The sequence below is a fragment of the Kitasatospora sp. NEAU-69 genome (assembly GCF_057158765.1).
Genome location: NZ_JBWXUE010000004.1, coordinates 33,198 through 46,901 on the forward strand (window position 1 = coordinate 33,198; position 13,704 = coordinate 46,901).

Consider the following 13,704-nt stretch of genomic DNA (forward strand, 5'->3'; position numbering starts at 1 on the left):
GCCGGGTCGGCAGGAGCAGCGGGGGCCCGGTCAGGCCGCGTGCCGGCGGCGGCGGTGGCTGTTGCGCCTGGCGGCCAGGTCAGGCCGCGCCAGCACCGAGGTGAGCAGCCCGGTGCAGACCATCGTCATCACGACCGTGGCCGCCGCCGAGGCGTCGCCGAGCGTGAACCGCAGCAGCATGCCGCTGAGCAAGGCCGAGACCAGCCCGGTGCCGACGGTGACGGCGCGCGTCATCGGGTAGTACTCCGGCACGAGGATCAGCGCCGCGGCCGCGGTCAGCAGACCGATCACGGCGAACACGATCGCTTCGACGGGCAGGGGCACGGCAGGCCTCCCGGTCTCGTGCAGGGCGGCGCGGCGGGGGACCGCGGTGGCCCGACCCATACCCGAGGCTGCCGGACCGGAAACGGCACGGACCGGAAACGGCGATGCCCGCCACTCCCTGACGGAGTGGCGGGCATCGCCGACGCGGCGCGGCTCAGATGGTGCCGAAGCCGACCTTGCGCGCAGCCTGCTCGCCGATCTCGACGTACGCCAGCCGCTCGGCCGGAACGATGATGCGGCGGCCGTGCTCATCGGTCAGCGAGAAGAGCTTCGAAGTACCGTCGACCGCCTTGGCGACCGCGTTCTCGACCTCATCCGCCGTCTGCGAGCTCTCGATAACGATCTCTCGGGGTGCGTTCTGCACGCCGATCTTGACCTCCACGGCTTCCGTCCCTCCGGGGTTGCAGCCATCCATGCGCGGCGGCCGCCAGCTCCGAACGGGAGTTCGCGGCTACCGCGCCGTACGGCTTCACCATAGAGCAAGGTCGCCCCCGGTACGGGGCGGATCAGTCCGCAGTCGACTGCTGGGCGCCCGGCTCGCCCGGCTCGGTGGGGTGCATCGGGAAGCCCTTGAGACCGCGCCACGCCAGGCTGGCCACCAGCCGCACGGCCTCCTCGCGCGGGATCTCGCGACCCTGCGAGAGCCAGTAGCGGGCGGTGATCTGGGCCAGTCCGCAGACGCCGGCGGCGAGCAGCTTGGCCTCCGCCTCGGGCAGGTCGGTGTCCTCCGCGATCACCTTGCTGACCAGCGTCGCGCTCAGGTCGGCGGCGCGCTCCACCCGCTCGCGCACGGCGGGCTCGTTGGTCAGGTCGGACTCGAAGACCAGCCGGAACGAGCCGGACTCGCTGGCCACGTAGTCGAAGTACGCCTGCATGGTGGCCGCGACGCGCTGCTTGTTGTCCGTGGTCGCGTCCAGCGCGGCCCGGGTCGACTCGACCAGGGCGTCGCAGTGCTTGTCGAGCAGTGCGAGGTACAGCTCCAGCTTGCCGGGGAAGTGCTGGTACAGCACGGGCTTGCTGACGCCGGCGCGCTCGGCGATGTCGTCCATCGCGGCGGCGTGGTAGCCCTGCGCGACGAACACCTCCTGCGCGGCTCCGAGCAGCTGCTCACGGCGGGCGCTACGCGGCAGCCGGGCACCGCGAGGGCGGTCCTGGGCCTCCTGGATGGCCGTCACGGCGCTCCTCACTTCTGGCTGGCGATGGTGCTCGGATGGTGCTCGGACGGCGCCAGGGGCGACGACCCGACGGGTGCCGGGCCGCTGACCGGGCTGACGCCTGGGCAATAGGGAGTGATTCTACTTTTCGGTAACCCGGTTTGCGCCCCCCTGAACCTGGAAAAGCAGCAGCTCTCGGGTTGTCGGGTGCCCACAATACGGCGCGCGCGCGTCGACCGTGCCAACGTCTCATTACCATCATCACTCATGAGCACTGAGCAGCAGGAGCGGGCCGGGGCACAGCCCGGCGACGGTGCGGGCGGCCCCGCGGAGCCGGGCGCCGGCGCGGTACGGGACGCGGTGCAACGGCCCGCCGGGCTCTGGGAGACCAGGGCGGTCGAGGTGCCCGGGGCGGTGCTGTCGGTGACCGGTCCGACCGCCGACGAGGCCGCCGGGCTGCCCGAGGCGCTCTTCGTGCACGGGCTGGGCGGCTCCTCGGACAACTGGACCGAGCTGATGCGCGAGCTGACCGGGGTGGTCCGCGGCGAGGCCCTGGACCTGCCCGGCTTCGGCTGGTCGGCGCCGCCGCTGGACGGCAACCTCTCGGTCTCCGGGCACGTCCGGGCGGTGATCGGCTACCTGGAGGCGAGCGGACGGGGGCCGGTGCACCTGTTCGGCAACTCGCTCGGCGGCGCGGTCTCGGTCCGGCTCGCGGCGCTGCGGCCCGACCTGGTGCGCAGCCTGACGCTGATCTCCCCGGCGCTGCCCGAGCTGCCCCCGCAGCGCACCGCGCTGCCCACCGGCCTGCTCGCGCTGCCCGGGGTGCCGCGGCTGCTCCAGCGGGTCCAGTCCGAGGGGCGCAGCGTCGAGCAGGCCACCGACGGGCTGCTCGACCTGGTCTACGGCAACGCCCGGGCGATCCCGGCCGAGCGCCGGGAGCAGGCGGTCAGCGAGTACCGGCGCCGGATGGGCCTGCCGTACGCGATGCAGGTGCTGGTCGGCTCGGCGCGCGGGATCGTCTCGGCGTACACCGAGCGCGGCGACCAGGCGCTGTGGCGGCAGGCGGAGCGGGTCGAGGCACCGGTGCTGCTGGTCTACGGGCTGCGCGACAAGCTCGTCTCGTACCGCTCGGCGGCCCGGGCCTGCGCGGCCTTCGGGGACGCCCGGCTGCTGGTGCTGCCGGAGTCCGGGCACGTGGCGATGATGGAGCACCCGGCGCAGGTCGGCCGGGCGGTCCGCGACTTCCTACGCGAGATCGGCTGAGATCAGCACGGAGCTGAGCAACCACGAGCGGGGCCCGACGCAACGTCGGGCCCCGCTCGTGGTTACGGGGGTTCACTCGTTCAGGTGGCAGGGGTGGCCGCCGAGCGATGGCAGGACCGTTTCCGTTCTACCGTCAGTGCTGTCGGACCGAACAGCTGTGGGGGGGCGTGAACCGCCGGCCTGCCGGGTGGGCGCCCAGGGGTTATGAACCGCTGGGGATTGAGGTCCGTCTCGGGACGGGCGCACGTAAGTGTCCACGAGCGTTTTCGATCATGGCCGTCAGGTGGATGAGACGACTGTCGGTGGTGTGAGGGCGGTGGCACCGGCTGGGAGGGGGGGATGACGTGACTGGGTCGAAAAAGGAGTTCCGGCGGATCGAGGCGCCGTTTGTTGCCCTGGGCCCGTCGGGTGTGACGGTTCGCGACCGTCTCAAGGGCCTCACGTCCGAGGACGAGAGGGTGCTGCGGCTGGTCGGTGAGCACCTGGGGGCGCTGGCTTCCCGTGATCTCAAGGGCCACTGTGCTGACGGTCTTGAGCACTCCAGCGACTCGTGGGCGGCGCGGAAGCGGGAGCTGACCGCCGTCTCGTCGTCGCGGTGGGCCGGATCGATCACGAAGGCGACGCATGCTCAGTGGACCCTGTCGCGTCGTGGTCAGGCAGCGCACCTGGACTCATTGGACGCGGGTATCCGGATGCTGCGGCACCGCCTGTCGCTGCCCACTGGGCAGAAGGGCGGCAAGCGCGCACCTGGTGGTTACCGCTCCAAACACGAGTGGTTCGTCAAGTCCCGGCGTCTGGCCGTGCTGGAGGACCGGCGTGACGCTGTTGCGGCGAATCGTGAGGCCTGTGTCGTGCATGTGGTGCGCGGCGGTCGGAAGCTGCTGAAGACCCGGCACAACTTGGTCGCCGCCGGTCTCACCGAAGCCGATTGGCGGAAGCGGTGGGAGAGCGTGCGATGGTTCCTGTCAGCTGACGGTGAGTCGGGCAAGCGGTACGGGAACGAGACGATCCGGGTCACCCCTGACGGCGAAGTGTCGGTCAAGCTGCCCGCGCCGCTGGCCGGGCACGCGAACGCTGCACACGGCCGGTACGTCCTGGCCGCGAAGGTGTCGTTCCCCTATCGGGGCACTGAATGGGCCGACAGGATCGAGGGCAACCGGGCGGTGGCCTACCGCATCCACCTGGACGTTGAACGCCGTCGCTGGTACCTCGACGCCTCCTGGACCAGGCCCGTTGTCCGGACGGTTCCGCTCTATGTCGCCCGTACTGCCGGGGTGGTCGGGGTGGACACGAACGCGGACCACTTCGCCGCCTGGCACCTCGACGTCCACGGCAACCCCGTCGGTGACCCCAAGCGGTTCCGTTACGACCTGTCGGGCACGGCCCAGCACCGCGACGCTCAGGTGCGGCACGCCATCAGCCAGCTGTTGCACTGGGCGAAGCGCTCCGGTGTCAACGCGATCGGCCTTGAGAACCTCGACTTCGCCGAGGAGAAGACTCGCGAGAAGCACGGCCGCAAGAAGCGGTTCCGGCAGCTCATCTCCGGCTTCCCGACCGGGAAGCTCAAGGCCCGGCTCGTGTCGATGGCCGCCGAGCTGGGACTGTCGATCGTCGCGGTTGACCCGGCCTACACCAGCATGTGGGGCACGCAGCACTGGCAAAGGCCGCTCGCGACCCCGCGACGCAAGACCACCCGACACGACAGCGCCGCTGTCGCCATCGGACGACGCGCTCTCGGACACCGGATCCGGCGACGGACGGCACCGCCCCCACATCACCAGAGCGATGGTGTGGGGCATCGGACCGTCCAGGCCGGACCAGGTGCCCGGGGGCGTGAGGAAACCCGCCACTCCGTCACGGACCGCAACCATGAGCTGCGCGCCCGAACGGGGACAACGAGAACGCGGGCCACCAGCGCACCCAGAACCGTTCGGGCTGCGCGCAGCAACGGGACGTGGACTCAATGCTCACTCCTGGACACTGCTTAAGGAACGGTGTGTGAGAGATGCGCAGCGGGCGGGAGCGGATCCCGTCGAGGCCGCAGTGGAGCGTGGGGGCGCTCCGTGAGGGCGGGGGCGATCTGACTCCGCGTCGGGACCGGGACCGGTGTCTTGGTGACGGCGTGTCTGATCCTGCCCGCTCTGGTTGCTGACCCACTTTGTTTTCTTGTTCTCTCGTCCCTGTCTCTCCGCCGGAGGTCGTCGTGCGCATTGCCCTGCTCACCGAGGGCGCCCATCCGTACGCTCAGCGTGCCGGGGGTGACTGGTGCGACCGGCTTGCCCAGGGGCTGCCGGAGCACGAGTTCGAGCGGTTCCTGCTGCTGCCGACCGAGCCGGGGCCGGTGCCGACGGCCCCCAGGGTGCGGACGCTCGCGCTGTACGGCCCGCCGCCGGGCGGTCGTGGCCCTGGTGCGGTCCGCCGCCGGCACTACTCCGAGGCGTTCCGGGACCTGGTCGGCGCTCTGGTGCTGCCGCGCGAGTCGGCCTCGTTCGCCGAGGGGCTGTACCGGCTCGCCGAGCTGGCCCGGATCGACGGCGCGCTGCCCGCGTTCCTCGCCTCCGGGCACGCCCACCAGGTGCTGGAGAAGGTCTGGCGCGCGCCCGGCGCCGACACGGCCGCCGGGCGGCCGCTGGTCCGTGACGTGCTGGCGGCGGGCGATCTGCTGGAGCGGTGCCTGCGCCCGCTCTCGGCCCCCTGGTACGGCGACGGGCGGGGCGGGCTCGGCGGTGTCGATCTCTGCCACGTGGTCGGCGGCGGCCCGGCGGTGCTGCCCGCGCTGGTGGCGAAGGAGCTGCACGGCGTGCCGTTCGTGCTCACCGAGCACACGCTGCACCTGCGCGAGCAGTACCTGGGCCGTCGGCAGGCGCCGTACCTCGCGCGGGCTTGGGCCGGTGGTGCTGCTGCGCCGGTGCGGGCGCTGCTGCTCGCGTTCTTCCGCCGGCTGACGGCGCAGACGTACCGGCAGGCCGCGCTGCTCACCCCCGGCAGTGCCTACGACCGCGAGTGGCAGCTGCGCTGTGGGGCCGACCTGGGGCGGATCCGGGTGGTCCACGAGGGCACTGCGGCCGTGGACCGACCCGCCGCCGGCGCCGAGCCGGCCCGGCCCACGCTGGTCTGGGCGGGGCGACTGGAGCCGGCCGCCGATCCGGAGCTGATGCTGCACGCCTTCGCGCAGGTGTCGGCCGAGCTGCCGGGGACGCGGCTGCGCATGGACGGGCCGGAGGGGCCGCCGGGCTACCGGGCGCACTGCGTGGCGGTGGCACGCAGGCTGGGGCTGACGGTGGGTGAGGGGGAGGACGGCTCGGTGGCGGGCGATGCGGCCGTGCTGTTCGGCGATGCGCTGGTCGGGTCGGTCGGGTCGGGCGGGCTCTGGGAGAGAGGGACGGTGACGGTCTTCTCGGCGCGGGCCCGGTGGCGGGCCGGAGCGCTGGTCGAGGCGATGCTCAGTGGCCGGGCGGTGGTCGCCACCGATGTCGGCGTGACCCGGGAGGCGCTGGGGCCGACCGGGCTGCTGGTGCCGCCCTGCGATCCGCCCGCGCTGGCCGTCGCCTGCCTGGCGCTGCTCGGTGACGAGGAGCGGCGGGCCCGGCTGGGCCTGGCTGGGCGGCTGCGGGCCCAGGAGCGGTTCGCGGTCGAGCCGGTGGTGGGCGCGTTCCGGGAGGTCTACCTGGAGCTGGTCTCGCAGTGGCCGGCCTTCCCGGCCACCGACCGCCGGCCTGGCAGCGGGCCGCCGCGTCCGTTCACCCGTCCGGCCGAGTACTGGGTGGCCGGCTCGGATCCGGGCCCGGACCCGGAGCCGGGGGGTGGCGGTGCGGTCGGTACGGCGAGTGCGGTCGTGCCCGAGGCCGCCGGGGCGCTTGCGGAGGTGCTCTGATGTCCGGCCGGCGCACGGACCCGGCCGAGGCTCGTTCGGCGGCGGCCGTCCCCGCCGCGGATCCGGTGCGGCAGCTGATGGCGAGCCACCGCGAGCTCTGCGAGCGGGCCACCGATCCGCTGGAGATCGCGGCGGGACTGGAGGAGGCCGGGATCGGCGCCGCCTCGGTCGGGCGCTACCGGCACGGCGATGTCTTCGCGCTCGCCGAGGAGCTCTTCGCCAGGGTGCCGCGCCGGCCGGCCGAGCCGTCGCGGGAGGTGCCGCGCGAGGCGGCGAGGGAGCTGTCGTCGCCGGAGGGGGCGCCGGCGGCGGTGCCGTCGGTGTCGCCGCGGCGGCCCGTCGTCCTGTCCGAGGAGCAGCGGCCGACGTCGGCGCGGCCGGGCGGCCGGCGCCGGCCCCGCAGCCGGTCCGAGAGCACGACACCGGGCCGGAGCCTGCGCGCCGCTCGGACCGCCGCCCGGACGATCGCCCGCCCCGGTGGCGAACCGGGTGCCCGGCCGGGGAGCGCGCCGGCCGCCGAGTCGTGGCGTGCCGGTCCGGGCAGCGCGGCGCCCGGGTGGCGGGACCGTGCCGCTTCAGGGGTGGCGCTGCTCGGCGTGCTGCTGCTGCCACTGCTCGCCGTCCTCGGCGCGCCCGCCGCTACCGCAGCCGCCACCACCGCAGCCGGAGCCGCCCCGGGCGGACCCGGCGGAGCCGTACCGACTGCCGCCGCGCTGGCCGCGGCGGCCTGGGTGGCCGCCGGGTCGGCGGACTGGGCGGCCCGCTGGGCCCGGCACGCGGGGCGGGTCCAACTGCGCACGGCCGCCACGATCGCCGAGTTCCGGGCCCGGATGCGCCCGGTGCTGCCGGTCGCGCTGGGCCTGCACCTGGTCGCACTCGCCGTGGCCGGCTTCGCCGCGCTCGCCGTGCTGTCCGCGCTCGATCCGCGCCCGGGATCGGGCGCCGGGCTGCTCCAGGCGGTGGTGCAGCGGGCCGGGGCCGAGCAGTGGGCGGCGCAGGCCGCGCTCGGCTTGCTGGTCGGCTCGGCCGCCGTGCTGCGCCGCTGCGGCCGGCGCCGGGCCGCGCTGGCCGGGTTGCTCGTGGCCGACGTGCTGGCGGTGCCGCTGCTCCTGCTGCGCTCCGGCGGCCTGCTGCCCGGCTGGGCCGCCCACCCGGGGGGACCGGCCGCGCTCGCCCTGGGGGCCGCGGCGGCCGCGCTGCTGCCGTACGCCTGGTCCGTACTCGGCCGGCCGGGTGCCCATCGCTGAGACCCGGTCGCCGCCGGCCGCCGGACAGGCCCTGGGCTCTGGACTCTGGGCTTTGGGCGCCGGCCGTCCGTACCGGTGTGGCGACGGCCGCCACCGACTTCCCGTCTGCTGTCTCATTTGTCGTCTCGATGGAAGGACACCCCTGATGCGGGTGCTGTTGCTGGGCGCCGGTGGTTATCTGGGCCGCCGGGTCGCCGAACGTCTGCTGCTCGACCACGACCTCCAGGTCACGGTGCTGGGCCGGCGCGATTCGGCCGACATCCGGTTCGATCTGGCGGCCGGCAGCCCGGGGGCGCTCGCGCGGTTCCTGGACGCGGTGGCGCCGCAGGTGGTGATCAACTGCGCCGGCGCGACGTACGGCACCCCGCGCACGTTGGTCCGGGCGAACACGCTCGCCGTCGCGACGGTCTGCGAGGCGATCCGGCGCAGCCGGGAGCCCGCCCGGCTGGTGCACGTCGGATCGGCGGCGGAGTACGGCCCGGTCCCGTTCGGGGTGCCGATCGCGGAGACCGCCGAGCCGCGCCCGGTCGGTCCGTACGGGGTCTCCAAGCTGGCCGGGACCGAGCTGGTGGTCTCCTCCGGACTGGACGCGGCGGTGCTGCGGGTCTTCGACGTGGTGGGCCCGGGCACGCCGGCGGCCTCGCTCTTCGGGCGGCTGGCCGAGGGCCTGCGGCGGGCGCTGGAGCGCGATGAACAGCTGGTCAGGATGCCGGACCTGTCGGCGGTGCGGGACTTCGTGGACGTCCGGGACGTCGCGCAGGCGGTGCGGGCGGCCGCGGTCTCGGCGGCCACCGGGGTGGTCAACGTCGGTGGCGGCCACCCGGTCCGGGCCAGGGACGCGGCCGAGCTGCTGGTCCGGGCGTCCGGCTTCGAGGGGGTGCTGAGCGAGGAGCCGCGCCCGGTCCAGCTGCCCGCCCAGGCGGCCGGCGAGTTCGGCGCGACCGCGGTGCCCACCGCCGGCGTCGAGCCGGTGCCGTGGCGCCAGGCGGACGTCCGCACGGCGCGCGAGCGGCTCGGCTGGCGGGCGCACATTCCGCTGGAGGAGTCGCTGGCCGACGTCTGGCTGGAGACCGCCTGCCGGGTCTGACCAGCGGGCCGGACGCGCTGGGTGGTGGTGATTCCCACGATCCGGCGCGGGCTGTCTCGCCTGTCGGACTTGCTGTCTCGGAATACCGGCCGGGCATGACACTGTTGGTTGAAGGAAACACCGTTTTGACGACCATCGGAGTCCCCGTGTCGCTGCCACCCCTGGTCGAGCCGGCCGCCGAGCTCACCGTCGACGAGGTCCGCCGGTACTCCCGCCACCTGATCATCCCGGATGTCGGGATGGCCGGGCAGAAGCGGCTGAAGAACGCCAAGGTGCTCTGCGTGGGCGCCGGCGGTCTCGGCTCCCCGGCGCTGATGTACCTGGCCGCGGCCGGTGTGGGCACCCTCGGCATCGTCGAGTTCGACACCGTCGACGAGTCCAACCTCCAGCGCCAGATCATCCACGGCCAGTCCGACATCGGCCGCTCCAAGGGCGAGTCCGCGCGGGACTCGGTCAAGGAGATCAACCCCTACGTCAACGTGATCCTCCACGACGAGCGTCTCGACAACGACAACGTCATGGAGATCTTCTCCGGCTACGACCTGATCGTGGACGGCACCGACAACTTCGCCACCCGCTACCTGGTGAACGACGCCGCGGTGCTGCTCGGCAAGCCGTACGTCTGGGGTTCGATCTACCGCTTCGACGGCCAGGCCAGCGTCTTCTGGGCCGACCACGGCCCGTGCTACCGCTGCCTCTACCCGGAGGCCCCGCCGCCCGGCATGGTGCCGTCCTGCGCCGAGGGCGGCGTGCTCGGCGTGCTCTGCGCCTCGATCGGTTCGATCCAGGTCACCGAGGCGATCAAGCTGCTGACCGGCGTCGGCGAGCCGCTGGTCGGCCGTCTGATGATCTACGACGCGCTGGAGATGAACTACCGCCAGGTCAAGGTCCGCAAGGACCCGGACTGCGCGCTCTGCGGTGAGAACCCGACGGTCACCGAGCTGATCGACTACGAGGCGTTCTGCGGTGCCGTTTCGGAGGAGGCCCAGGAGGCCGCTCTGGGCAACACCATCACCTCGAAGCAGCTCAAGGAGATGCAGGACAACCACGAGGACATCCTGCTGATCGACGTCCGCGAGCCGAACGAGTACGAGATCGTCAGCATCCCCGGCGCGGTGCTCATCCCCAAGAACGAGTTCCTGATGGGGAACGCGCTGGAGAAGATGCCGCAGGACAAGAAGATCGTGCTGCACTGCAAGACCGGCGTCCGCTCGGCCGAGGTGCTCGCCGTGCTGAAGGCGGCCGGCTTCGCCAACTCCGTCCACCTGGGCGGCGGCGTGATCGGCTGGGTCAACCAGATCGAGCCCGAGAAGCCGGTCTACTAGACCCGGCTCGCTCGACCCGACCGACGCGTGAGGGCCGGTTCCCCGTCCGGGGGACCGGCCCTCACGCGTGCCGCGGAGCTGCGTGGCAGCAGGCTCAGAGCGGCAGCAGAGTCAGAGCGCGTCCTTGCGCTGCAGGTACGAGTACGCGACCCAGCCCGGCAGCACCGGCAGCCAGAAGGTCAGCGCCCGGAACAGGAAGACCGCCGAGGTCGCGACGGCCGGCGGGATCGCCAGGCTCAGCGCGAAGATCAGCGCGCCCTCGATCGCGCCGATGCCGCCCGGGGTCGGGACGGCCGAGCCGGCCGCGTTCGCCGTCAGGAAGATCACCGCGACCGCCGCGAAGCTCATCGAGCCGCCGAAGGCCTGCACCGAGGCGTCCAGGCAGGCCGTGAAGGCGAGCGTCAGCAGCACGATGCCGCCGAAACCGGTGATCAGCTTGCTGGGCCGCTGCATCAGGTCGAGCATCCGGGGCACCACGCCGAAGAAGAGCCCGCGCACCCGGGTCACCACGAACCGTCGCAGCGGTGCGACCGCCGCGATCACCAGCGCCAGCACGGCGGCGGTCAGCACCCCGATGATCACCGCGCGCTGGCTGCCCAGGTCGTTGTTGTTCTGGGAGCCGGTGATCAGGCCGAAGGCGAAGAGCAGCGACAGGTGCCCGGCCAGCCCGGCGAGCTGCGAGGCGCCGACACTGGCCACCGCCTGGCCGGGGCGGACGCCCTGTTTCTGCAGGTAGCGGGTGTTCAGCGCGATGCCGCCGATCGCCGCCGGCGCGACCAGCTTCACGAAGGAGCCGGCCAGCTGGGCCGCGACGGTCCGCCCGAACGGCAGCCGCTCCGGCACGAAGCCGGTCAGGCTCATCGCGGCGGCGCCGTAGCTGACGGCCGCGGCGGCCAGCGCGACCGAGGCCCAGGCCCAGTTCATCTGGGAGAGCTTGAGCTGGCCCGGCTGGATCGTGGTCACCGCCAGGTACGCGGCGAAGGCCAGCGCGACGACCGTTATCAGCGTCTTCGGCTTCAGCCGCTCCAGCCTGGCGGGAGCCAGTGGTGCCTCCGGCGCGATCTCCAGGATCTCGGCGCGGATCTTGCTGAGCAGGTCCTCGCCGGCGGCCGCGATGTCCTCCTCGGCCTCCTCACGGGTGCGTTCGCCGGCGGCCACCTGTTCCAGCGCCAGGGCCTGCGCGGCGGCCTTGCGGTCCTTGGCGAGCTTGGCCAGGTCGGCGCGGGTCTGCCGGCTCAGGCCGACCGGCTGGAGCAGCGGCAGCGAGGCGGCCACCCGCTCGGCGCCGAGCACCTGGTTGGCGACGGCGACGGCGCGGGCGGGGCCGATCCGCAGCGCGAAGGTGGTCAGCAGCTGCGCCACGTCGATCCGCAGCGTCAGGTCGCCGGCCGCGATGTCGCCGCCGGAGAGGTTGACCAGCGCGCCGTGCCGCTCGTCCACCACCAGCAGCGACTCGCCGGTGAGCCGGCGGTGCGCGATCCGGCGCTCGTGCAGCGCGGAGACCGACTCCCAGAACGAGGTCATCACCTCGTCGGTGATCCGCTCCTCGTCCAGTTCGTCCAGGGTCTGTCCGGGCACCTTCTCGTAGACCAGGATCGCGGCGTCCGGACCGAGCTCGGAGGTGGCCACCAGCTGCGGTGCCCGCGCGCCGGCGGCGGCGGTCGCGTACGCGATCAGCGCCTCCTGCTCCAGCGCCTGGCGCAGCGACTGCGGGCTGCGCCGCACGGCGACCGAGCGCAGCAGCAGCCGGCGCCAGAGGCGGTAGAAGAAGCCGGTGGCCTGCTGCTCGCGGTCGATGATGTGGACGTCCAGCGCGGGGCCGTCCTGCTGGTCCACCCAGTACCGGCGGGTGCCGCCGGGGGCGTCCGGAGCGCGGTGTGCGCGGCTCGGCGCGAAGCCGACCTTGCGCAGGCCGAGCATCAGGTGCTGCCCGGTCGGCCGGATGTTCGGCGAGCCGATCGCGTACAGCGTGCCGTAGGCGACCGACCAGCCGATCAGCAGCGTCAGCAGCAGCGAGAGCGGAGTGGTGTAACCACTGATCAGCTCGGTGGCGCCGGTGAGGAAGACGACGACCCAGAGCGCGACCCGCCAGCGCGGCCGGCTGGTCATGCCGACCGCCGTCATGTAGGCGATCACAGGTGCCAGGTAGCCGTGCACCGGGTCGGTGATCGGGCCGCCGGTGCCCTGCGGGAGCTGGGTCAGCGCGTTGCGGATGCCCTCCGAGGCGCCCTCGGCCACCCACCAGTCGAAGGCGAGCGAGACGCCGTAGGCGAGCACCGAGGCGAGCACGCCGTCGGCGACCCGCAGGCCGTCGCGTTTGATCAGCCGCTCGACCGCGAAGGCGAGCGGGACGGCGAGGACCGCGACGCTGGAGACCAGGCTGCCGACCGTCTTGAGCCAGGGGGTGATGCCCTCCACATTGGTGTGGATGTCGCTCGCGATGCCGCTGGTGGTCGAGGTGGCGAAGCCGGCGAGCACGAAGAGCGCGACGATGCCGAGCAGGCCGGCCAGGAAGCGGATCAGGTCGGACGGGCGGTGCGCGCGGGCGGCGAGCAGCGGCTCGTCCACCGCGATGCGGTCGTCGTCCTCGTCCTCGTCCTCGTCCTCAGCCTCGTCGCCGACCGGCTCCACGGCCGGTGCGGGCTCGGGGGCGGGCGTCGGCGCGGGTCCGGTCGCCGGCGGTGGCGCCGGGGTCCGTTTCTCCAGCGACACCACGAGTTCCTCGGCCGGAGGTGGCACGGCGCCGGACTCGTCCGAGTCCTTCTGCACACCCACGTCAGCCGTCCCGGTCATCTGGTCTTGTCCTCGTATCACCACTCACCGCCTCGAAGATGGTGGCATGCCGGGCGCGGCGGCGCCGGACAGGGGCCGAATCGGGCGCGGCGAATCCCTCGGGAGGAGACCGGCGGCTCCTCCGGATGGGCAAGAATGCCCGGGTGACGGACAACAGCGCGGACCACAACCGTACGGACGCGAGCCCGGCTGCGGAACTGCCACCGTTCGCCGACATGGTGCTCGAACTCGTCGACCGTATCCCCTCGGGACGGGTCCTGACGTACGGCGACGTCGCCGAGTACCTGGAGCAGGGCGGCCCGCGTCAGGTGGGCCGGGTGATGGCGCTGTACGGCGCCCCCGTGCCCTGGTGGCGGGTCGTCCGGGCGGACGGTGCGCTGCTGCCCGGCCACGAGCAGCGGGCGCTGGCCGCCTACCGGGCCGAGGGGACGCCGCTGCGCAGCTCGGCGGCGGCCGGGGGCCTGCCCCGGGTGGACCTCAGGCAGGCCCGCTGGGACGGGCGAGAGGACTGACACGGTCCGCATCCTGCCCGGCCGGGTCGGTTGACAGAGCCGGAAACGGCGCACGTGCTCGCCCGCGCGCCGGTTTGGTCGGCCGGTCTCGTACGCTCGGTTGTTCCTGTTGTCGACCGGCTGGA

Annotated in this window: 11 protein-coding genes; 7 read left to right on the forward strand and 4 right to left on the reverse strand. The window is 73.2% G+C overall.

Annotation, left to right across the window (positions count from 1 at the left end; translation table 11 throughout):
• Positions 1 to 30 precede the first annotated feature (30 nt).
• The 3 genes from AC060L_RS06125 to AC060L_RS06135 form a co-directional block, all read right to left on the reverse strand.
• Complete coding sequence (locus AC060L_RS06125) at positions 31 to 324, reverse strand: hypothetical protein (RefSeq protein WP_483797477.1); 294 nt, start codon at positions 322 to 324, stop codon at positions 31 to 33.
• A gap of 154 nt (positions 325 to 478) precedes the next feature.
• Complete coding sequence (locus AC060L_RS06130; RefSeq protein ID WP_483797478.1) at positions 479 to 706, reverse strand: DUF3107 domain-containing protein; 228 nt, start codon at positions 704 to 706, stop codon at positions 479 to 481.
• A 124-nt stretch (positions 707 to 830) separates the two neighbouring features.
• Positions 831 to 1,499: a TetR/AcrR family transcriptional regulator gene (locus tag AC060L_RS06135; RefSeq protein WP_483797479.1), complete on the reverse strand. Its 669-nt coding sequence runs from the start codon at positions 1,497 to 1,499 to the stop codon at positions 831 to 833.
• 246 nt (positions 1,500 to 1,745) lie between these two features.
• On the opposite strand from AC060L_RS06135, the gene AC060L_RS06140 reads away from it, so the two are divergent.
• The 6 genes from AC060L_RS06140 (at position 1,746) to moeZ (ending at position 10,274) form a co-directional block, all read left to right on the forward strand.
• Positions 1,746 to 2,741, forward strand: a complete 996-nt coding sequence (locus AC060L_RS06140) for an alpha/beta fold hydrolase (RefSeq protein WP_483797480.1) — start codon at positions 1,746 to 1,748, stop codon at positions 2,739 to 2,741.
• Positions 2,742 to 3,085: 344 nt separating this feature from the next.
• Positions 3,086 to 4,729: an IS200/IS605 family accessory protein TnpB-related protein gene (locus AC060L_RS06145; protein ID WP_483797481.1), complete on the forward strand. Its 1,644-nt coding sequence runs from the start codon at positions 3,086 to 3,088 to the stop codon at positions 4,727 to 4,729.
• Between the two features lie 215 nt (positions 4,730 to 4,944).
• The gene (locus AC060L_RS06150) at positions 4,945 to 6,615 is read left to right on the forward strand and encodes a DUF3492 domain-containing protein (RefSeq protein WP_483797482.1); all 1,671 of its coding nucleotides are present in this window, start codon (positions 4,945 to 4,947) and stop codon (positions 6,613 to 6,615) included.
• Positions 6,615 to 7,862 (forward strand): hypothetical protein, encoded by a 1,248-nt coding sequence (locus AC060L_RS06155; RefSeq protein ID WP_483797483.1) that lies wholly within the window; start codon positions 6,615 to 6,617, stop codon positions 7,860 to 7,862. The genes AC060L_RS06150 and AC060L_RS06155 overlap by 1 nt, the downstream gene beginning before the upstream one ends.
• A 145-nt stretch (positions 7,863 to 8,007) precedes the next feature.
• Positions 8,008 to 8,949: an NAD-dependent epimerase/dehydratase family protein gene (locus AC060L_RS06160; protein ID WP_483797484.1), complete on the forward strand. Its 942-nt coding sequence runs from the start codon at positions 8,008 to 8,010 to the stop codon at positions 8,947 to 8,949.
• 146 nt (positions 8,950 to 9,095) lie between these two features.
• A complete protein-coding gene (gene moeZ, locus AC060L_RS06165) occupies positions 9,096 to 10,274 on the forward strand; it encodes an adenylyltransferase/sulfurtransferase MoeZ (RefSeq protein ID WP_483797740.1) in 1,179 nt (392 codons plus the stop codon).
• A gap of 111 nt (positions 10,275 to 10,385) precedes the next feature.
• Here moeZ and AC060L_RS06170 read toward each other — a convergent pair whose 3' ends face one another.
• A complete protein-coding gene (locus tag AC060L_RS06170; RefSeq protein ID WP_483797485.1) occupies positions 10,386 to 13,067 on the reverse strand; it encodes a lysylphosphatidylglycerol synthase domain-containing protein in 2,682 nt (893 codons plus the stop codon).
• A gap of 215 nt (positions 13,068 to 13,282) precedes the next feature.
• On the opposite strand from AC060L_RS06170, the gene AC060L_RS06175 reads away from it, so the two are divergent.
• Positions 13,283 to 13,579 carry an MGMT family protein gene (locus AC060L_RS06175; protein WP_483797741.1) on the forward strand — a complete coding sequence of 99 codons (297 nt, stop codon included), beginning with the start codon at positions 13,283 to 13,285 and terminating at the stop codon, positions 13,577 to 13,579.
• Positions 13,580 to 13,704 lie beyond the last annotated feature (125 nt).

Bases quoted from the DNA above. Each gene is read 5' to 3' on its own strand.
- AC060L_RS06140 (WP_483797480.1), top strand. From the start codon at position 1,746: ATGAGCACTGAGCAGCAGGAGCGGGCCGGGGCACAGCCCGGCGACGGT.
- AC060L_RS06155 (WP_483797483.1), top strand. From the start codon at position 6,615: ATGTCCGGCCGGCGCACGGACCCGGCCGAGGCTCGTTCGGCGGCGGCC.
- AC060L_RS06160 (WP_483797484.1), top strand. From the start codon at position 8,008: ATGCGGGTGCTGTTGCTGGGCGCCGGTGGTTATCTGGGCCGCCGGGTC.
- AC060L_RS06170 (WP_483797485.1), bottom strand. From the start codon at position 13,067: ATGACCGGGACGGCTGACGTGGGTGTGCAGAAGGACTCGGACGAGTCC.
- AC060L_RS06175 (WP_483797741.1), top strand. From the start codon at position 13,283: ATGGTGCTCGAACTCGTCGACCGTATCCCCTCGGGACGGGTCCTGACG.